General features: G+C 68.9%; 18 protein-coding genes. 15 read left to right on the top strand and 3 right to left on the bottom strand.

All coding sequences use genetic code 11. The features are described from left to right. Positions 1–476 precede the first annotated feature (476 nt). Entirely contained in the window at positions 477–989 is a 513-nt protein-coding gene (gene smpB, locus ASD78_RS15225) for an SsrA-binding protein SmpB (protein WP_055901694.1), read from the bottom strand. A 42-nt stretch (positions 990–1,031) separates the two neighbouring features. On the opposite strand from smpB, the gene ASD78_RS15220 reads away from it, so the two are divergent. Continuing rightward, positions 1,032–1,466, top strand: a complete 435-nt coding sequence (locus ASD78_RS15220; protein WP_055901691.1) for a type II toxin-antitoxin system RatA family toxin — start codon at positions 1,032–1,034, stop codon at positions 1,464–1,466. Continuing rightward, positions 1,463–1,744, top strand: a complete 282-nt coding sequence (locus tag ASD78_RS15215) for an RnfH family protein (RefSeq protein WP_055901689.1) — start codon at positions 1,463–1,465, stop codon at positions 1,742–1,744. Before ASD78_RS15220 ends, ASD78_RS15215 begins: the two co-directional genes overlap by 4 nt. A gap of 79 nt (positions 1,745–1,823) precedes the next feature. Here ASD78_RS15215 and bamE read toward each other — a convergent pair whose 3' ends face one another. Next, entirely contained in the window at positions 1,824–2,219 is a 396-nt protein-coding gene (gene bamE / locus ASD78_RS15210; RefSeq protein WP_055901687.1) for an outer membrane protein assembly factor BamE, read from the bottom strand. Between the two features lie 185 nt (positions 2,220–2,404). On the opposite strand from bamE, the gene fur reads away from it, so the two are divergent. Further along, a complete protein-coding gene (gene fur / locus ASD78_RS15205) occupies positions 2,405–2,806 on the top strand; it encodes a ferric iron uptake transcriptional regulator (RefSeq protein WP_055901683.1) in 402 nt (133 codons plus the stop codon). Positions 2,807–3,046: 240 nt separating this feature from the next. Here fur and recN read toward each other — a convergent pair whose 3' ends face one another. Further along, positions 3,047–4,714, bottom strand: coding sequence for a DNA repair protein RecN (gene recN / locus ASD78_RS15200; RefSeq protein WP_056102832.1), 1,668 nt, complete (start codon positions 4,712–4,714; stop codon positions 3,047–3,049). 144 nt (positions 4,715–4,858) lie between these two features. On the opposite strand from recN, the gene hrcA reads away from it, so the two are divergent. From hrcA to carB, 12 genes are all read left to right on the top strand, one after another. Further along, positions 4,859–5,908 carry a heat-inducible transcriptional repressor HrcA gene (gene hrcA, locus ASD78_RS15195; RefSeq protein ID WP_056102829.1) on the top strand — a complete coding sequence of 350 codons (1,050 nt, stop codon included), beginning with the start codon at positions 4,859–4,861 and terminating at the stop codon, positions 5,906–5,908. 592 nt (positions 5,909–6,500) lie between these two features. Further along, a complete protein-coding gene (grpE, locus tag ASD78_RS15190; RefSeq protein ID WP_055901674.1) occupies positions 6,501–7,010 on the top strand; it encodes a nucleotide exchange factor GrpE in 510 nt (169 codons plus the stop codon). A 141-nt stretch (positions 7,011–7,151) separates the two neighbouring features. Further along, positions 7,152–9,059, top strand: a complete 1,908-nt coding sequence (gene dnaK, locus ASD78_RS15185) for a molecular chaperone DnaK (RefSeq protein ID WP_055901670.1) — start codon at positions 7,152–7,154, stop codon at positions 9,057–9,059. A gap of 128 nt (positions 9,060–9,187) precedes the next feature. After that, on the top strand, positions 9,188–10,315 hold the full coding sequence (gene dnaJ, locus ASD78_RS15180; protein WP_055901666.1) for a molecular chaperone DnaJ: 1,128 nt from the start codon (positions 9,188–9,190) through the stop codon (positions 10,313–10,315). A 217-nt stretch (positions 10,316–10,532) separates the two neighbouring features. Then, entirely contained in the window at positions 10,533–12,455 is a 1,923-nt protein-coding gene (locus ASD78_RS15175) for a DUF3857 and transglutaminase domain-containing protein (RefSeq protein ID WP_056102826.1), read from the top strand. A 111-nt stretch (positions 12,456–12,566) separates the two neighbouring features. Then, entirely contained in the window at positions 12,567–12,899 is a 333-nt protein-coding gene (locus ASD78_RS15170) for a hypothetical protein (RefSeq protein WP_056102825.1), read from the top strand. A 62-nt stretch (positions 12,900–12,961) separates the two neighbouring features. Continuing rightward, positions 12,962–13,687 (top strand): 4-hydroxy-tetrahydrodipicolinate reductase, encoded by a 726-nt coding sequence (gene dapB, locus ASD78_RS15165; protein ID WP_082559595.1) that lies wholly within the window; start codon positions 12,962–12,964, stop codon positions 13,685–13,687. A gap of 333 nt (positions 13,688–14,020) precedes the next feature. After that, complete coding sequence (carA, locus tag ASD78_RS15160; protein WP_056102822.1) at positions 14,021–15,148, top strand: glutamine-hydrolyzing carbamoyl-phosphate synthase small subunit; 1,128 nt, start codon at positions 14,021–14,023, stop codon at positions 15,146–15,148. Beyond that, entirely contained in the window at positions 15,145–15,723 is a 579-nt protein-coding gene (locus tag ASD78_RS15155; RefSeq protein ID WP_056102819.1) for a hypothetical protein, read from the top strand. Before carA ends, ASD78_RS15155 begins: the two co-directional genes overlap by 4 nt. 52 nt (positions 15,724–15,775) lie before the next feature. Beyond that, positions 15,776–16,168: a hypothetical protein gene (locus ASD78_RS15150; RefSeq protein ID WP_055901749.1), complete on the top strand. Its 393-nt coding sequence runs from the start codon at positions 15,776–15,778 to the stop codon at positions 16,166–16,168. A gap of 49 nt (positions 16,169–16,217) precedes the next feature. Continuing rightward, the gene (locus ASD78_RS15145; RefSeq protein ID WP_056102817.1) at positions 16,218–16,868 is read left to right on the top strand and encodes a hypothetical protein; all 651 of its coding nucleotides are present in this window, start codon (positions 16,218–16,220) and stop codon (positions 16,866–16,868) included. Between the two features lie 4 nt (positions 16,869–16,872). Beyond that, positions 16,873–20,121 carry a carbamoyl-phosphate synthase large subunit gene (gene carB / locus ASD78_RS15140; protein ID WP_055901643.1) on the top strand — a complete coding sequence of 1,083 codons (3,249 nt, stop codon included), beginning with the start codon at positions 16,873–16,875 and terminating at the stop codon, positions 20,119–20,121. Positions 20,122–20,301 lie beyond the last annotated feature (180 nt).

Raw genomic sequence — 20,301 nt, 5'->3', positions numbered from 1 at the left:
GCCTTGGGGTAGGAGCGGCGTAAGCCGCGACCGCGGCCCTCGGCTACCGCGCAGGCTTCGATTCGGATCGGCTTCGCTTTCTGCTTTCTGTGGGAGCGGCGTAAGCCGCGATCGCGAACTCCGAAGTTCGGCTGAGGCATCGATTCTTAAGTCAAAGGCTTCCGCCCGCTGCGCGTGCGGGTCACTTTCTCTTGCTAGCCCAAGAGAAAGTAACCAAAGAGAAGGGCCTGCCTAGACAACCCTCCCATGCGAGTTCGGTGCGTGCGCCGGGATTTTTCGAAGGAACATCCTGTTCCTCGAAAAACGGCGCGCGTCCTGCGCGCCGCCCTTCGGGTCTGGGTGGGGTTGGGCGAGTGCGGCGCTATGGATTTCAATGCAACGGCAACGGCAACAGGCCGGCCTGCGCGCCATCCTCACTCTCCGAGAAAAAGGGGCCGGCGAATCCCGTCTCCAGACTGCCGCCGCGGCCACCCGCCTCAAGCGTCGCGGTTATGCCGCCGCATCGCGCGCTGCTTCTCGCGCGCCCAATCCTTTTCCTTGCTGGCCTCGCGCTTGTCGTGGCTCTGCTTGCCCTTGGCCAGGGCGACTTCGACCTTGACCTTGTTGCCCTTCCAATACAGCGCGGTGGGCACCACGGTATAGCCGTCGCGCTGGATCCGCCCGATCAGGTTGTCGATCTCGCGCCGGTGCAGCAGCAGCTTGCGGGTGCGCCGCTCTTCGGCCACGACGTGGGTCGAGGCCGAGATCAGCGGGGTCATCTGGGCGCCGTGCAGGAACATCTCGCCCTCGCGGATGACCGCGTAGGCTTCGGTGATGTTGGCGCGGCCGGCCCGGATCGACTTGAGCTCCCAGCCTTGCAGGGCCAGGCCCGCCTCGAAGCGTTCCTCGAGGTGGTAGTCGTGGCGCGAGCGCTTGTTCAGCGCGATGGTGCCGCCGGCGGCGCCCTTTCCTTTATCCTTGCCGGCCTTGTTGTTTGCATTCTTGGACATCGCGCCATTGTCCCCGATTGCGGGGCCACTAGCGAACATCCCATGCCAACCATCCGCCGCTCCGCCCTGGTCGAACACTCCGCCGCGCGCATGTTCGCGCTGGTCAACGACGTCGCCGCCTATCCGCAACGCTTCGACTGGTGCGAAAACGCGCAAGTCCTGGAGGCCAGCGACAGCCATATGGTGGCGCGGCTGGACCTGGGCCTGGGTGCGTTGCGCACTTGGTTCACCACCCGCAACAGCCTGTCGCCGCCGCACCATATCGAGCTCAAGCTGGTCGACGGCCCGTTCCGTCAGCTCGGCGGGCGCTGGGAGTTCCACGCCCTGGACGAGTCGGCCTGCAAGGTCACCCTGACCCTGGAGTTCGAGCCGGCGGTGAAGCTGCTGGGCCCGGCGATGGCGCTGGGCTTCCAGAGCCTGGCCGACCGCATGGTCGACGACTTCGTGCGGGTGGCCGATCGCGGGGACGAGGCGTGAGGATCGAGCTGGTCCGGGCCTGGCCGCGGCGGTTCGAATCGCGCGAGCTGGACCTGCCCGAGGGCGCGCGGCTGCGCGACGCCCTGGCGGCGGCCGGCTGGGAGCAGGACCCGGAAACGGTCGCTTATGCGGTGTACGGAGTGCGCGCGGAACCCGACGCGGCCCTGCACGACGGCGACCGGGTCGAGCTGCTGCGGCCCTTGCTGGCCGATCCGAAGGACGCACGCCGGCGCCGCGCGCAGGCGCGCGGGCCGCTCAAGGGCGGTTCGTCGGGCTGAGGGTCGTTTCGGAGCGGCGGCGCGCCGTATCCAGGCCGCGCACGCCGGGTAGGGCTCAGGCGGGAAAGGGAGCGCGGCCTCAGCGGCGGCGCTTCTTGTCCTTTTCCTTGGCCAGGTTGCGGCCGAACTGCTTGGGTGCGGCCTTGGCGATCTGCTCGTCCTGTTCCGGGAAGTAGTCGCCGTCCCAGCGGGTCAGGGTGTCGTTCTCGAAGTACAGGACCAGGTTCTTCTTTTCGGTCCGCGCCAGGCGGCCGGTGCGCTGGGTCGCGGTGTAGTCCCAACGGTCGTGGTGGAACGGGTCTTCGATCGAGGGGCTGCCCAGCAGCAACTGCACCTGCTGCTTGGTCATGCCGGCCTGCAACTGGTCGATCGCGCTCTTCTCGAGCAGATTGCCCTGGTAGATCGGCTGCTTGTAGAGGATGCCGCAACCGGACGTGACCAGAGCGATCGAGAGAACGAGCAGGAGCTTGCGCATCGTGTGCTGGGACCTATGTCTGCGACGGGCGGATAACGCGCCGATGATACACTGAAGGCCGCATCCACAAGGGGCGGACCGGGACGCGCCGCGGCGCGTTCATCCGCCGTTCCGGCCGTGGCCGCCGCGCCGCCGGCACGGCTGGCCGCTGCGGACCGCCGCCGAGCACGAAGAGGGACGTTCAGATGGAATCGCAGGACCTGCGCAACGCCGGGCTCAAGGTCACCCATCCGCGCATGCGGATCCTGGAGCTGCTGGAGCAGTCCAAGCCGCGGCACATGACCGCCGAGGACATCTACCGGCTGCTGCTGGAAAAGGGCGAGGACATCGGCCTGGCCACGGTCTACCGCGTGCTGACCCAGTTCGAGTCCGCCGGTCTGGTGCTCAAGCACAACTTCGAGGCCGGCCAGTCGGTGTACGAACTCGACCGCGGCCATCACCACGATCACATGGTCGATATCGAGACCGGCAAGATCATCGAATTCGAAAGCGCCGAGATCGAAGAACTGCAGCGCAAGATCGCGGCCAAGCACGGCTACGACATCGAAGAGCATTCGCTGGTGCTGTACGTGCGCAAGAAGCGCTGAAGGCCGGGATTGGCGATTCGGGATAAGAGCCGAATCGCTCGCGCTGCAAGGCATGAAAGCCCGCCGATGGCGGGCTTTCGTTTGTGGGGTGTGGGTGCGTTCGCGGGCAGCGTCTCGGCCATCGCGATTTGCTCGGGCTGGCGCTGCGACGGGGAGGCGTTATCGCGGCTTACGCCGCTCCTACAGGGAGCGGTGGGTTGCGCGGGGGGGCTATCGCGCCGAGTTCCGAGTATCCAGACCTCAGACCACATCCGCCAGCAGCCGCTTGGCTGCCGCGCGCACTTCCTTGGTCAGTTCCACGCCGCCGAGCATGCGCGCCAGTTCCTCTTCGCGCTGCTTGGCGTCCAGGCGCTGCACGGCGCTCTGGGTGACGCCTTCGCTGGCCGACTTGCTGACCCGGTAGTGGGCGTGGCCCTGGGCCGCGACCTGGGGCAGGTGGGTCACGCACAGGACCTGGCGGCTGGCGCCGAGGGCGCGCAGTTTCTGGCCGACGATCTCGGCCACGGCGCCGCCGATGCCGGAATCGACCTCGTCGAAGACCATGCTCGGGACCGCGTCCAGGCCCAGCGCGGCGACTTCGATCGCCAGCGAAACGCGCGAGAGTTCGCCGCCGGAGGCGACCTTGCGCAGGGCGCGTGCGGGCTGGCCGGGATTGGCGGCGACCAGGAATTCGACGCGCTCGGCGCCGTTGGGGTCGGGGCGGTCTTCTTCGACCGGCTCCAGGGCGATCTCGAAGCGGCCGCCGCCCATGCCGAGCTCGCCGATCAGGGCGCTGGTCGCCGACGACAGCGCTTCGGCGGCGCGCTTGCGCGAGGCGCTCAGGGCGTCGGCGCTACTGCGCCAGGCGCCGCGCGCGCCGACGATCTCGCCGTCCAGGCGGGCCAGGCGTTCGCCGGCGCCGCGCAGCAGTTCGAGTTCGGCGGCCATGCCGTCGCGGTGCGCGGCCAGGTGTTCGGGGGTGACGCGGTGCTTGCGCGCCAGTTCGTGCAGGCGGCCGAGGCGGTGCTCCAGGGTGTCGAGCGCGGATGGGTCCAGGTCGAGGTCTTCGTGGACGCGGCCGAGCAGGGCCAGGGCTTCGTCGACCTGGATCGCGGCGGCGTCGAGCATGGCGTCGACGTCGCGCAGTCGCGGCTCGTGTTCGGCCACGCGCTGCAGTTCGACCCGCACCTGCTGCAGGGTGCGCGACAGCGAGGGGCCGTCGTCGCCGCCGAGGCGGGCGAAGGCGTCGTCGCAGGCGGCGATCAGGCCGGCGGCGTGGGCGTGGCGCTTGTGGTCGGCGAACAGGCGCGCGATCGCGTCGGGTTCCAGGGTTTCGCGTTCGAGTTCGGCGTATTGGTGTTCGAGCCAGCCGATGCGTTCGGACACGTCGCCCTTGGCGATCAGGGCGTCGCGCTCGCGCAGCAGTTCGCTCCAGTCGCGCGCGGCGGCGGCGACCGCGGCGCGGGCGGCGTCGTTGCGGCCGTAGGCGTCGAGCAGGGCGAGCTGGCTGGCTTTGGACAGCAGGGCCTGGTGTTCGTGCTGGCCATGGATCTCGACCAGGCGCGAGGCCAGGTCGGCGAGCTGGCCCAGGGTCGCCGGGCGGCCGTTGATCCAGGCGCGCGAGCCGCCGTCGGCGCGGATCACGCGCCGGACCTGGCAGCTGTCGTCCTCGTCGAGTTCGTTGTCGCGCAGCCAGGCCGCGGCCGGCGCGGCATCGTCCAGGGAGAAGTCGGCGACCAGTTCGGCGCGGTCGGCGCCGTGGCGGACCACGCCGCTGTCGGCGCGCAGGCCGCTGATCAGGCCCAGGGCGTCGACCAGCAGCGACTTGCCGGCGCCGGTCTCGCCGGAGATCACGGTCAGGCCGGGACCGAACGCGAGCTCGGCCGCGCTGACCACGACGAAATGCTTGAGGGAGAGATGGGTGAGCATGCGTGGTCGGCGTTGTGGAGCGGCGATTGTGCCGGGTCGCGGATGACCGGGCCAGCGGGAGATGCCGCCACTGTGGGGCGGAACAGTCTCCGGGGCTGAGACCGGCGCTTGCGCCGAACGCCCTGCGTGCTTATATCGACAGCGATGAACCGCCGTCCTTCCGACCTGAGCCTGGACCCGCGTTCGCGGCAGCTGCTGCGCACGCTGATCGGGCGCTACATCCACAGCGGCGAGCCGGTCGGCTCGCAGACGCTGGCGCGGCATGCCGGCCTGGACGTGAGCGCGGCGACCATCCGCAACATCCTGTCCGACCTGGAGGACGCCGGCCTGCTCAGCGCGCCGCACACCTCGGCCGGGCGCATACCGACCGCGCAGGGCTACCGCCTGTTCGTGGATTCCCTGCTGCAGGTGCGGCCGCTGCCCGAGGGCGACCTGGCCCGGCTGCGCAACGAGCTGCCGGCCGGTTCGGGCACCCAGACCCTGCTCGGCAGCGCCTCGGAGCTGCTGTCGGCGATGACCCATTTCGTCGGCGTGGTCAGCGTGCCCAAGCGCGAGCAGTTCGCGTTCCGGCGCATCGATTTCGTGCCGCTGGATGCGCAACGGGTGCTGGCGATCCTGGTGTTCGCCGATCACGACGTGCAGAACCGCATCATCCAGACCAAGCGGCCCTACGACGCCGGCGAGCTGGAGCGGGTCGCCAACTACCTCAACGGCCATTTCGCCGGGCGCCCGGTCGCCGACATCCGCGCGACCCTGTTGCACGAGCTGCGCAGCGCGCAGTCGGAGATGGCCGCGTTGCTGGCGCAGTCGGTGGAGCTGGCCGAACAGGCGCTGGCGCCGGACCGCGACGACGACATGGTGCTGGCCGGCCAGACCCGGCTGATGGGCGTGCAGGAACTGTCCGACGTCGAGCGCCTGCGCGAGCTGTTCGAGGCCTTCGCCCGCAAGCGCGAGATCCTGCAACTGCTGGAGCGCACCATCCATGCGCCCGGCGTGCGCATCTTCATCGGCGAGGAAACCGGCCTGGCGCCGCTGGAAGGCGTGTCGCTGGTGACCGCGCCGTACACCGCCGGCGGCCACGTGCTCGGCGTGCTGGGCGTGATCGGCCCGACCCGGATGGCCTACGAGCGGGTGATCCCGGTGGTGCAGGCCGCCGCGGACGCGCTGGGCGATGCGTTCAAGCCCGAGGGCTGAGCGGCGCCGTCAGGCGCTTTATGTGTGAGCGGTGTGGGCCGCGACCCGACGCGCGCGGCCAGCTTCCTGTAGGAGCGGCGTAAGCCGCGATGCCGACGCGCGTCACCTGCTTCCTGTAGGAGCGGCGTAAGCCGCGATGCCGAAGCGATGGACGCCGGCGCTTGGATTGTGCCCCGAAGCCATCGGAAGCAGGGTTCCGATTTCCGCAATCGCGGCTTACGCCGCTCCTACACGGGGGCGCTATCGAAGCCGGGGCGGGCGCGGTAGGCCGGTCGGAGCGGTCGTGGCTTGTGCCACCGCTGCCCCAAAGCAGTCGGAAGCGGCACCGAAGCGCTGGCGAAACGATGGCGCAGCGGCGCCGGAGCGGCGCCGGAGCGACGGTCCTGGCCGCCGCCAATAGCGGCGTCGGTCTGACTATTCAGGCGGTGAGGCCGTTCATCGTCCCAAAAACGTCGCCGAACAGCGGTGCTCGCTGCCGTTGCCGCACGATCGCTGCAGATCGAGGCACTTCGGCAGCCCGCGCACTTGAACGGTCCGGGCACGGCCCCAATAGCTGCCCCAGTCGCGGATGACCCGCCAGGACCCACCCAGCATGAACCACTCCGACCCCAACTCCGAACTCCACCTCGACGAGCCGGCCGCGGCCGCCACGCCGGACGAGGCCGAGACCCTGCGCGCCGAACTGGCCCAGGTTCGCGAGGACGCGCTGCGCGAGCGCGCCGAACTCGACAACCAACGCAAGCGCCTGGCGCGCGACATCGACATGGCGCGCAAGTTCGCCAACGAGCGCCTGCTCGGCGAGCTGCTGCCGGTGATCGACAGCCTGGAAGCCGGCCTGGCCGCGGCCGGCGGCGATGCCGGCGCGCTGCGCGAAGGCATGGAACTGACCCTGCGCCAGCTGCTCAAGGTCGCCGCCGACAACGGCCTGGTCGCGGTCGACCCGACCGGCCTGGCCTTCAACCCGGAACACCACCAGGCCATGAGCATGGTCCCGGCCCCTGGCGTCGCCCCGAACCACGTGGTCCAGGTCTACCAGAAGGGCTGGCTGCTCAACGAGCGTCTGTTGCGCCCGGCGCTGGTCGTGGTCAGCCAGGACGCCTGAGCGGCGCCCGCCGCAGGCCCGGCCCGGATGAAGGGCGCGGGGCAGGGCGCTTGAACCGCCCGCAGGCGGACCCCAAATAACGCACATCGGCGCCGTAACGGCAGCCGCACCATCTAAAAGCATTCGAGAGGGAGCAACACCATGGGCAAGATCATCGGCATCGATCTCGGCACGACCAATTCGTGCGTGGCGATCATGGAAGGCGGCAACGTCAAGGTCATCGAGAACGCGGAGGGCGATCGCACCACGCCGTCCATCGTCGCCTTCACCAAGGACGGCGAAGTCCTGGTCGGCGCCTCGGCCAAGCGCCAGGCCGTCACCAACCCCAAGAACACCTTCTACGCGGTGAAGCGCCTGATCGGCCGTAAGTTCACCGACGCCGAAGTGCAGAAGGACCTGGACCTGGTGCCCTACGGCATCGTCCAGCACGACAACGGCGACGCCTGGGTCGCGACCGCCGACGGCAAGAAGATGGCGCCGCAGCAGATCTCGGCCGAAGTGCTGGCCAAGATGAAGAAGACCGCCGAGGCCTACCTGGGCGAGCCGGTCACCGAAGCGGTCATCACCGTGCCGGCCTACTTCAACGACAGCCAGCGCCAGGCGACCAAGGACGCCGGCAAGATCGCCGGCCTGGAAGTCAAGCGCATCATCAACGAGCCGACCGCGGCCGCGCTGGCCTACGGCATGGACAAGAAGGGCGGCGACCGCAAGGTCGCGGTCTACGACCTGGGCGGCGGCACCTTCGACGTGTCGATCATCGAGATCGCCTCGGTCGACGGCGAAATGCAGGTCGAGGTGCTGGCCACCAACGGCGACACCTTCCTGGGCGGCGAAGACTTCGACAAGCGCGTCATCGACTACTTGGTCGAAGAGTTCCAGAAGGATCAGGGCATCGACCTGCGCAAGGATCCGCTGGCCCTGCAGCGCCTGAAGGACGCGGCCGAACGCGCCAAGATCGAGCTGTCCAGCGCCCAGCAGACCGAGGTCAACCTGCCGTACGTGACCGCCGACGCTTCCGGTCCGAAGCACCTCAACATCAAGCTGACCCGCGCCAAGCTGGAGTCGCTGGTCGAGGACCTGGTCAAGAAGACCATCGAGCCCTGCCGCATCGCCCTGAACGACGCCGGCCTGCGCGGCACCGACATCAGCGAAGTGATCCTGGTCGGCGGCCAGACCCGCATGCCCAAGGTCGGCCAGGCCGTGGCCGAGTTCTTCGGCAAGGAACCGCGCAAGGACGTCAACCCGGACGAAGCCGTCGCCATCGGCGCGGCGATCCAGGGCGGCGTGCTGGCCGGCGACGTCAAGGACGTGCTGCTGCTGGACGTGACCCCGCTGAGCCTGGGCATCGAAACCCTGGGCGGCGTGTTCACCAAGATCATCGAGAAGAACACCACCATCCCGACCAAGGCCTCGCAGACCTTCTCCACCGCCGAGGACAACCAGTCGGCCGTGACCGTGCACGTGCTGCAGGGCGAGCGCGAGCAGGCCCGCTACAACAAGTCGCTGGCCCGCTTCGATCTGGCCGGCATCGAGCCGTCGCCGCGCGGCATGCCGCAGGTCGAGGTCTCGTTCGACATCGACGCCAACGGCATCCTGCACGTGTCGGCCAAGGACAAGAAGACCGGCAAGGAACAGAAGGTCGAGATCAAGGCCGGCTCGGGCCTGTCCGAGGACGAGATCGCCAAGATGGTCGCCGACGCCGAAGCCAACCGCGAGGAAGACCAGAAGTTCCACGACCTGGTGCAGGCCCGCAACCAGGCTGACGGCCTGATCCACATGGCGCGCAGCACGATCAAGGAGCACGGTGAGAAGCTGCCGGGCGACGCGATCGGCCGCACCGAGGGCGCGATCGCCGAACTCGAAACCGCGATGAAGGGCGACGACAAGGGCCAGATCGAGGCCAAGTCCAAGGCCCTGGAAGAGGCCGCGCAGGCGCTGTTAGCGGCGGTGCAGTCGCAGCAGCCCGGTGCCGACGCCGGCGGCGGCGCCAAGTCCGAGGACGTGGTGGACGCCGAGTTCACCGAGGTCAAGGACGATCAGAAGCCGTGATTCGGGATTAGGGATCGCGGATCGGAAGGGGCGGGTTTTCCCGCTCCTTCCGCCGTTCTCGCTCCCGTTCTGTTCCTAGCTTTCCCGCTGCAACGAATCCCGATTCCCGAACTTCGACTCCCGGCCTCATGAGCAAACGCGATTACTACGAAGTGCTGGGCGTGGCCCGCAACGCCAGCGACGAAGACCTCAAGAAGGCCTATCGCCGCTGCGCCATGAAGCACCACCCCGACCGCAACCCCGACGACAAATCCGCCGAGGCCGCGTTCAAGGAGTGCAAGGAAGCCTACGAGGTGCTGGCCGACGCCAACCGTCGCCGCGCCTACGACCAGCACGGCCACGCCGCGTTCGAACACGGCATGGGCGGTGGCGGCGGTGGCGGCGCCGGCTACGCCGACATGGGCGACATCTTCGGCGACATCTTCGGCAACATCTTCGGCGGCGGCGGCCAGCGCGGTCCGCGCCGCGGCGCCGACATCGGCTACGTCATGGAGCTGTCGCTGGAGGAAGCGGTCGGCGGGCTCGACAAGCAGATCGAAATCCCGACCCTGGACGAATGCGACACCTGCGACGGCTCGGGTTCGGCCGACGGCAAGCTCGAAACCTGCGCCACCTGCAGCGGCCGCGGCCAGGTCCGTTTCCAGCGCGGCATCTTCTCGATGCAGCAGGCCTGTCCGCATTGCGGCGGGCGCGGCCAGACCATCGCCGACCCCTGCCAGGACTGCCACGGCCAGGGCCGGGTCGAGCGCACCAAAACCCTGCAGGTCAAGATTCCGGCCGGCGTCGACAACGGCGACCGCATCCGCCTGACCGGCGAAGGCGAGGCCGGCCCGGCCGGTTCGCCGCCTGGCGACCTGTACGTGGAAGTGCGCGTGCGCGAGCACGAGATCTTCCAGCGCGACGGCGACGACCTGCACTGCGAAGTGCCGATCCGGATCTCCCAGGCCGCGCTCGGCGACACCATCCGGGTCCCGACCCTGGGCGGCGATGTCGAACTGCGGATCCCGTTCGAGACCCAGAGCGGCAAGCTGTTCCGCCTGCGCGACAAGGGCGTGAAGTCGGTGCGCAGCCGCAAGCCCGGCGATCTCTACTGCCGCGTGGTGGTGGAAACGCCGGTCAACCTGACCGTCGAGCAGCGCGAGTTGCTGGAGAAGTTCGAAGCCACCTTCATCGGCGAAGGCGCGCGCAAGCATTCGCCGCGCTCGTCGACCTTCATCGACGGGGTCAAGGGCTTCTGGGACCGCATGATCTCCTGAAGCCGACGCTGGAGCATCGCAACGACGAAAGGGGCTACGGCCCCTTTTTCGTGTCCGCGCGGCGCCGGCTCCGGGAGCGTCGCCGCGTTTGCGCCGGGCCGGTCTCAGCCTCGCCCTGGCGATGTGGTAGAACGTCCCGCATCGGCCGGCCGGCCTGCGGCGACATGCACGGCGCACGGCCTGGGCAGGAATATTTCGACAAGGACAGGGGGAAGGGATGCGTATCGCAACACTGCGGCTGTGCGCCGCGATCGGTCTTGCACTGGCGGCCGCGACGGCCACGGCTCAGAACGCGGCACCCGCCGCCGCGCCGGCCGGGGCCAAGGCACCCGCCGCGCCAGCCGCCGCCGAGGAGCCGCTGCGCAGCGAACGCGCCTACCTGAGCTATGTGGTCCAGGCCGACGGCAGCTACGTCGAGCAGCGCGAGACCGAGGTCAAGGTGATCGAAGAGCGCGCGGTCGAATACGCCAAGCGCGAATCGATCAGCTACAGCGCCAGCATCCAGCAACTCGACGTGATCGAGGCCTATACGCGCAAGGCCGACGGCCGCCGCATCGACGTGCCCAAGTCCAATTACCAGGTCGAGACCAACGACGGCCGCAACGGCGGCGGCCCGGCGTTCTCCGACATCGCCACCACCAGTCTGGTGTTCCCCGACGTCGCCGCCGGCGACACGTTGGTGCTGGCCTACCGCCTGGTCGGCAAGCAGCCGATGTTCGAGAGCCAGTTCTCCGAGCTCGGCAGCTACGGCGGCAACCAGTACCAGGGCGACGTGCGGATCAAGATCGACGCGCCGGCCGCGATGTGGGCCCAGCAGCGCGCCTGGGGCACGATGAAGCAGGTGCGCGACGAAACCGTCGGCGGCCGCCGCATCGTCGAGTGGAGCTACAGCAACCGCAGCCCGGTCAAGAGCAAGCGCCGGAACTACTCGGTCTACCAGGTCGAGCAGTTCCCCGGCTTCGCTTACTCGACCTTCCGCAGCTACGGCGACATCGCCCGCGCCTACGCGGCGCGCGCGCTGCCCAAGGCCGCGCCGACGCCGCGCGTGCGCACGCTCGCCGACGAGATCGCCGCCGGCAAGACCGACCAGCGCGAGGTCGCGCGCGCGCTGTACGAATGGGTGTCGACCAACATCCACTACGGCGGCAACTGCATCGGCCTGGGCGCGGTGGTGCCGCGCGATCTCGACTTCGTGCTCGACAACCGCATCGGCGACTGCAAGGACCATGCGACCCTGCTGCAGGCGCTGATGGCGGCCAAGGGCATCGAGGCGACCCAGGCCCTGGTCAATGCCGGCAACGTCTATCGGCTGCCCGACATCCCGGTCGCCTCCAGCGTCAACCATGTACTCAACTATCTGCCGGGCCTGGACCTGTACGTCGACGCCACCGCCAAGGGCATCCCGTTCGGCGATTTGCCGGTCACGTTGCTGGGCAAGCCGGTGCTACGCATCGACCAGCCCGAGCTGAAGGCGCAGACGCCGGCCTACGCGTCCGAGCGCAATCGCCAGCGCATGGACACCCGCCTGACCGTGCAGGAGGACGGCTCGGTCAAAGGTCGGGTCGAAGTCGAGGTCAGCGGCCATCCGGCGATCGCGCTGCGTTCCGGCCTGCGCGATCTGACCCAGGAGCAGGCCAGGGACGTGGTCAAGAACTTCTTCCAGGCCAGCGGCCTGGTCGCCACCGGCAGCTTCCGCCAGGACGATCCCAAGGCCCTGATCGACCGCCACAAGTACGACGCCGAATTCGAGGTCCAGCAGATGCTGCCGGTGCCGGGCGCGTTTCCGCTGCAATCGATTTTCTTCAACGCGATGCCGGTGGCGTCCTTCGTGGCCGACGCCAACGAAGACCGCAGCGAGGAAGGCGAAACCGCCTGCACCGGCGGGCGTTCGGAGGAGAACTACCGGATCGAGTTCCCGGCCGGCATGAAGGTGATCGCGGTGCCGCCGAATCTGGCGATCGAGTCCGGCGGCCTGAGTTACCACGCCAACTACACGCTCAAGGGCAACGTGCTCGAAGCCAAGCGAGTGTTCGTGGACGGCACGCCGGGGCCGCTGTGCACGCCGGAGTACGGCCGCGAGTTCCAGGTCTTCGCCAAAAAGGTACTGCCGAACCTGAAGGCGCAGGTGGTGTACCAGTAGGCGGGCAGGGCATGCAGCCGGTGCCGATGGGTCTCAAGGCCGAGCGCCGCTCCCGCTGGTGGGCGCCGCCGCGGCGCTCGGGCCGTCCCGCCACCGCCGCAGGCAGAGCGCATGCCGCCACGTACCCATGAACTGGCCTTCGCGCCGGGCCGCCATGCCTGCAGTCTGCAGGCGGCGGCCAGCCGGGTGTTCGCCGTCCTGGGCATCGCCCGTTACCGCCTGATCGAGAAGACCGGCCCCGGCCAGGCCTTCGACCGCTACTGGGAAGGCCGCCGCGACGGCGCGGTCTGCCGGGTGCGCGGCAGCGACTGGGACCCGCAACGGCCGCAGGCCCGTATCCACGTCGAACTGTCGGATGCGGCCGCCGCCGCGGCATGGCTGCAGGTCCTGCATCGCTTCGGCGACTCGCAGGGCTGGGGCGCAGCGGAAATCGCCGACGCATGAACGGCGATCCGGCCATGCGCGGTCGCTTGTGGAAACTCCGGCCCAGCCGTTAGCCTGCGTGCATGAGCGAAACCACCCGAATCCTGATACACGGCGCCTCCGGCCGCATGGGCCAGGCCTTGTTGCGCCTGGCCGCCGAGCGCGACGATCTGAACGTGGTCGCTGCGGCCTCGCGCAAGTCGCCGGCCCAGCGCGTGGTCGACGGTGTGCCGCAGTTCGCCGCCAGCGAACTAGGCGGCGTGCCCGAGTTCGACGTCGCCATCGATTTCAGCCTGCCCGAGGGTTTCGACCCGGTGCTGGCGCTGTGCGCCGAGCGCGGCCGGGCCCTGGTTTCGGGCACCACCGGGCTGTCGTCGGAGCAGAACCGCGCCATCGAGGCCGCCTCGGCGCGCATCGCCGTGGTCTGGGCGGCCAATTACAGCCTGGGCGTGGCGGTGCTGACCGAGCTGGTGCGGCGCGCCGCGGCCGCGCTGCCGGCCTGGGACTGCGACATCGTCGAGGCCCACCACACCCGCAAGCTGGACGCACCCTCGGGCACCGCCCTGCATCTGGGCCGGGCGGTGGAGATCGGCAGCGGCCGCGACCCGCATTACGCCAGCCTGCGCGCCGGCGACATCGTCGGCGAGCACACGGTCCAGTTCGCCAGCGCCGGCGAGCGCCTGGAGCTGATCCATCGCGCGAGCAACCGCGACATCTTCGCGCGCGGGGCGCTGGAGGCAGCGCTGCGGGTGGTCCGTCAGGCCCCGGGCCGCTACGGCCTGGCGGAGTTGATGTTCCCCAACCTGTAGCCGGCGCACGCGCGGCGGCACCGGTCCAGCCCGCGTTCACCTCGCCGCGGGCGGGCGCAAGGGCCGCATAAGAGCGTCCGAGCTCGCCGAATCGGGCTTTGCGCGCCCGCGATCAAGCGCGCGGCCGGCATCGCGCGCGCGCGAACCGCCTGGTCCGGCCTGTTTCTGCGTGGACGCAGCGCTGGCACTCGGACGCCATCGCCGCTAGAATTCTCGCTCGCCTGAACCCCGCCCGCCGGACCGGTCCCGCACCGCGTCCGTGTTTTGCTGCAAGCCGGTTTTACCGGTGCGCGCTGGACGGGGTCAGTATCCCCGGCAGCCAAGGCGACCCCCGTGACCCAACCCGCAATCCTCGCTCTCGAAGACGGCACCGTATTCGAGGGCGTTTCCGTAGGCGCGCCCGGCCTCAGCGTCGGCGAAGTCGTCTTCAATACCGCCATCACCGGCTACCAGGAAATCCTCACCGACCCGTCCTACGCGCGCCAGTTGGTCACCTTGACCTATCCGCACGTGGGCAACACCGGCTGCACCGACCAGGACGACGAAGCCGGCCAAGTCTGGGCCTCGGGCCTGATCGTGCGCGACGTGCCGCGTCGCCCCAGCAACTGGCGCAGCCGGGTCGCGCTGCCGCAGTGGCTGGCCGAGCGCGGCGTGGTCGCGATCGCCGACATCGACACCCGCAAACTGACCCGCCTGCTGCGCGACCGCGGCGCCCAGAACGGCGCGCTGATGGCGGGCGAGGGCATCGACGCGGCCCGCGCCATCGAAGCCGCGCGCAAGTTCCCCGGCCTCAAGGGCATGGACCTGGCCAAGGAAGTCTGCACGCGCGAGCGCTACGAGTGGCGCGACGGCCAGCTCGACCTGGACGCCAACGCCTTCGTCCAGGCCGAACCGCGTTTCCACGTCGTCGCCTACGACTTCGGCGTCAAGCGCAACATCCTGCGCATGCTCGCCGAGCGCGGCTGCCGCGTGACCGTGGTGCCGGCGCAGACGCCCGCCGCGGACGTGCTGGCGCTGAATCCCGACGGCGTGTTCCTGTCCAACGGCCCCGGCGATCCGGAGCCCTGCGACTACGCGATCGCGGCGATCTGCGAGTTCCTGGCGCGCAAGGTCCCGACCTTCGGCATCTGCCTGGGCCACCAGCTGCTCGGCCTGGCCACCGGCGCCAAGACGTTGAAGATGAAGTTCGGCCACCACGGCGCCAACCACCCGGTCCAGGACCTGGATAGCGGCCGGGTGATGATCACCTCGCAGAACCACGGCTTCGCGGTCGACGAAGCCTCGCTGCCCGGCAACGTGCGGGTGATCCACCGCTCGCTGTTCGACGGCAGCAACCAGGGCATCGAAGTCACCGACGCGCCGGCCTTCAGCTTCCAGGGCCATCCGGAAGCCAGCCCAGGCCCGCACGACGTGGCGCCGTTGTTCGACCGCTTCGTCGCCAGCATGGAGTCGGCGCGGTGAAGCCGTTCGCGTTCGCCGCCGCTCTGGTCGCGGGCCTGGCTTTGTCGGGTCCGGCCGTCGCCGCGCCGCCGACCGACGCCGAGGTCGCGCAGATCCAGCAACTGCTGGGTTTCGACGTCGCCATCGAGCGCGTGATCGCCGGCAAGATCGACAAGAGCGAAGCATTCGAACGCCTCAGCGAGCAGGAGCGCGGCTGCATCAAGGGCGAGCTGCTGCCCAGGTTCAAGACCAGCATGCTCGATTCGTTCCGCAGCCTGTTCGGCGACGGCGAGACCATCGCGGCCTGGACGAGCTTCGGCCAGACCAAGGGCGGCGCCAAGTTCGTCGCCGGCATGCGCGAGCAGGTCAAGGCCAATATCGACAACGCCGTCGACGGCACGCCCATGGCCGAGCCGGTCCAGTTCTTCAAGGACATGGAAGCCGATGAGATGCTGCAGGTCGTCGAGTTCATGCAGAGCCCGGCCGGCAAGGTGCTGGAGCGCGACTTCCCGGATGCCGACGTCAGTCCTGCCCAGCTCGAAGAACTCGGCCAGCGCGTGAGCCAGCGTTGCGGCGTCGAGATGCCCAAGGCCTGATGTGAACGCAGCCTCCGCACCGAGCAAGCCGAGGCGCCGCTGGCGCCGTTGGCTGATCGCCGGCGCGCTGGCCGCGGCCTATCCGGGTTTCGTGCTGATCGCGGTGTACTCGCATTTCTTCGCCGTCGATCTGCCGGGCGGCCGCAACGGTCCGGCCGACGCCTACCGGCACTCGCTGGCCAGCGCGGTGGTCGCCTACACCGTGTCGCCGCGGCTGGTCGACTGGGTCACCTGGGCGATGGAGCGCGACGGCCACGGCAATCGCAGCCGCGCCATGGATGCGCACAACAACCGCATCGGCGCCCGCATCGGTGCCGGTGCGAGCGACTGGGATGCGATGAACGACGCCGTGCTGGACGCCGTGCGCCGAGGCGCGATCGACGCCCAGACCGACGGCCAGATCACCTGGCTGCCGCCGGCGGCCTGGCAGGACCGGTGGTACTGATATGGCACTCACCCGTAACCACGCGACGCGAACTCAACGGAGACAAGGAATGACCCTGCAAGCCCGCTGCAATACCGCTGTCGCCGCCGCGCTGTTCGCGTTGCTGCCGTTCGCCGCGTCCGCGCAGAGCGCCGATGCCCAGGCCGACCGGCTGACCGACGTGATGATGCAGATGCTGCCGTTCGGCAAGATCCTCGACGATGCGGCCAAGGCCGACGCCCAGTGGCCGCTGCAGGGCAAGGCCGACAAGGTCAGCCCGACCCAGCTGGGTTGCCTGCGCAACGAGCTTTCGTCCACCGGCTACCGCCGCTCCAAGCGCGCCGAGGCGCTGGACTACGCCCGCGCCAACCCGGACCGGGTCGGCGCCGACCTGGCCCTGCTCGACGGCGGTGCCGCCGGCGTGTTCGCCGATTTCATCAACGCCGGCGTCAGCGAAGCCCAGGGCGGCAAGAAGGTCGAACCGACCGAAGTGATGAAGAAGTTGAAAGCCGATCAGATGCTCTCGTTCGTCGAGTTCATCACCGAACCCAAGCACGCGCCGCTGCGCGAGCTGGTCGGCATCGGCGAAGCGTTCGACCCTGCAAAGTCGTCGCAGGAAAACAGCGACTCCGGCAAGGACGTCGGCACCCGCCTGGTGCTGAAGCTGATGCTGGGTGCGATGAATACCTGCGACGTACCGCCCTCCACGATCCTCGAGTGACACAATGCCCAAGCGTACCGACATCAAAACCGTCCTGATCATCGGCGCCGGGCCGATCGTGATCGGTCAGGCCTGCGAGTTCGACTACTCCGGCGCGCAAGCCTGCAAGGCGCTGCGCGACGAGGGCTATCGCGTGGTGCTGGTCAACAGCAATCCGGCCACGATCATGACCGACCCGGACATGGCCGATGCGGTGTACATCGAGCCGATCAACTGGCAGACGGTCGAGAAGATCATCGCCAAGGAAAAGCCCGACGCGCTGCTGCCGACGATGGGCGGCCAGACCGCGCTGAACTGCGCCCTGGACCTGGCCGACCACGGCGTGCTTGAGAAGTACAACGTCGAGCTGATCGGCGCCAAGCGCGACGCGATCCGCATGGCCGAAGACCGCGAGCTGTTCCGCGTGGCGATGGCCGAGATCGGCCTGGAATGCCCCAAGGCCGAGGTCGCGCGCACCTTCGAGCAGGCCGTCGATATCCAGACCCGGGTCGGCTATCCGACCATCATCCGCCCCAGCTTCACCCTCGGCGGCAGCGGCGGCGGCATCGCCTACAACAAGGAAGAGTTCGAGGAGATCGCCAAGCGCGGCCTCGAACTGTCGCCGGTGCACGAGATCCTGGTCGAGGAGTCCGTGCTGGGCTGGAAGGAATTCGAGATGGAAGTGGTCCGCGACACCGCGGACAACTGCATCATCGTGTGCTCGATCGAGAACTTCGACGCGATGGGCGTGCACACCGGCGACTCGATCACCGTCGCCCCGGCGCAGACCCTGACCGACAAGGAATACCAGCGCCTGCGCGACGCCTCTATCGCGGTGCTGCGCAAGATCGGCGTCGACACCGGCGGCTCCAACGTCCAGTTCGGCATCAACGCGCAGGACGGCCGCGTGGTGGTGATCGAGATGAACCCGCGCGTGTCGCGCTCCTCGGCGCTGGCGTCCAAGGCCACCGGCTTCCCGATCGCCAAGATCGCGGCCAAGCTCGCGGTCGGCTACACCCTGGATGAGCTGCGCAACGAGATCACCGGCGGCGCCACCCCGGCCTCGTTCGAGCCGACCATCGACTATGTCGTCACCAAGATTCCGCGCTTCGCGTTCGAGAAGTTCCCGCAGGCCGACGCGCGCCTGACCACGCAGATGAAGTCGGTCGGCGAAGTCATGGCGATGGGCCGGACCTTCCAGGAATCGCTGCACAAGGCCCTGCGCGGGCTGGAGACCGGCAAGGTCGGTCTCGACCCGACCGGCCTGGACCTGAGCAGCGAGGTCGACATGGCCAAGCTGCGCCGCGAGCTCAAGGAACCGGGCCCGGAGCGCATGTTCCATATCGGCGACGCTTTCCGCGCCGGCATGAGCGTGGAGGACGTGCACGCGCTGTCGTTCGTCGATCCCTGGTTCCTGGACCAGATCGAGGAGCTGATCGCCGCCGAGCGCAGCGTCGCCGAGGCCGGCCTGGCCGCGCTCGACAAGGCGCGCATGCGCGCGCTCAAGCGCATGGGCTTCTCCGACGCGCGCCTGGCCCAGCTCACCGGCACCGACGAAACCGCCGTGCGCACCCTGCGCCGCGCCTTCGGCGTGCGCCCGGTGTACAAGCGGGTGGACTCCTGCGCCGCCGAGTTCGCGACCACCACCGCCTACATGTACTCGACCTACGAGGACGAGTGCGAAGCGCAGCCGACCAACCGCGACAAGATCATCGTGCTCGGCGGCGGTCCCAACCGCATCGGCCAGGGCATCGAGTTCGACTACTGCTGCGTGCACGCCGCGCTCGCCCTGCGCGAGGACGGCTATGAAACCATCATGGTCAACTGCAACCCGGAGACCGTGTCGACCGACTACGACACCTCCGACCGCCTGTACTTCGAGCCGCTGACGCTGGAAGACGTGCTGGAGATCGCCGACCTCGAGAAGCCCAAGGGCGTGATCGTGCAGTACGGCGGCCAGACCCCGCTCAAGCTGGCGCGCGCGCTGGAAGCCAACGGCGTGCCGATCATCGGCACCACCCCGGACAGCATCGACCTGGCCGAGGACCGCGAGCGCTTCCAGAAGCTGGTCCAGGATCTGGGCCTGGCGCAGCCGATCAACCGCACCGCGCGCAATCCCGACGAAGCGCTGATGCTGGCCAACCAGATCGGCTACCCGATGGTGGTGCGCCCGAGCTACGTGCTCGGCGGCCGGGCCATGGAAATCGTCTACTCCGATGCCGACCTGACCCGTTACATCCGCGACGCGGTCAAGGTCTCCAACGATTCGCCGGTGCTGCTGGACCGCTTCCTCGACAACGCGGTCGAGGTCGACGTCGACATCATCGCCGACCGCGAAGGCCACGTGCTGATCGGCGGCGTAATGGAGCACATCGAGGAAGCCGGCGTGCACTCGGGCGACTCCTCATGCTCGCTGCCGCCGTACTCGCTGAGCGCGGCGACCCAGGAAAAGCTGCGCGAGCAGGTCGTGGCCCTGGCCAAGGCGCTGAAGGTCGTGGGCCTGATGAACACCCAGTTCGCGATCCAGACCGACGCCGAAGGCCGCGACACCATCTTCCTGATCGAAGTGAACCCGCGCGCCTCGCGCACGGTGCCGTTCGTGTCCAAGGCCACCGGCATGGCCCTGGCCAAGATCGCCGCGCGCTGCATGGTCGGCCAGACCCTGGCTTCGCAGGGCGCGCTGGAAGAGATCGTGCCGGACTACTACTCGGTCAAGGAAGCGATCTTCCCGTTCGCCAAGTTCCAGGGCGTCGACCCGATCCTCGGCCCGGAGATGCGCTCCACCGGCGAGGTGATGGGCGTGGGCAAGAACTTCGGCGCGGCCATGGCGCGCGCCCAGGAAGCCGGCGGCATCAAGGCGCCGCCGGTGGGCAAGGTGTTCGTGTCGGTGCGCGATCCGGACAAGCTGCGCGTGCTGCCGGTGGCCCAGGAACTGGTGCGCCGCGGCTACAGCCTGGTCGCCACCAGCGGCACCCAGGCCTTCCTGAGCGGGAACGGCGTGAGCTGCGAGCTGGTCAACAAGGTCACCGAGGGCCGTCCGCACGTGGTCGACCTGATCAAGAACGGCGAGCTGGTCTACATCATCAACACCACCGAGGGCCGCCAGGCGATCTCGGACTCGTTCTCGATCCGCCGCGAGGCGTTGCAGGGGCGGGTCACGTACTCGACCACGGTCTCCGGCGCGCGCGCCCTGGTGAACTCGCTCGACTACCGCGGCCAGGGCCCGGTGTGGTCGTTGCAGGAGCTGCACGCGCAGATCCAGGGCGCGGCCTGAGCCTGCAGGGGACGCGGAACTCCGCGTCTCCGGGCTGGTACGGGACGCGGAACGCGTCTCCATGCTGATACGGGACGCGGACGCGTCCCGGTCGCCCGCCGCGCCAGAGCGGGTTTTCGCCCGATTTTCCCGACGGCGCCCTCCGGGGTGCCAAGCGGCCGCGTTCGCGGCACAATCGAA

This window comes from Lysobacter sp. Root667 (genome assembly GCF_001427715.1).
Taxonomy (GTDB): domain Bacteria; phylum Pseudomonadota; class Gammaproteobacteria; order Xanthomonadales; family Xanthomonadaceae; genus Lysobacter.
The sequence above is the reverse complement of the archived record's forward strand: the minus strand, read 5'-3'. Positions and strand labels throughout refer to the sequence as shown.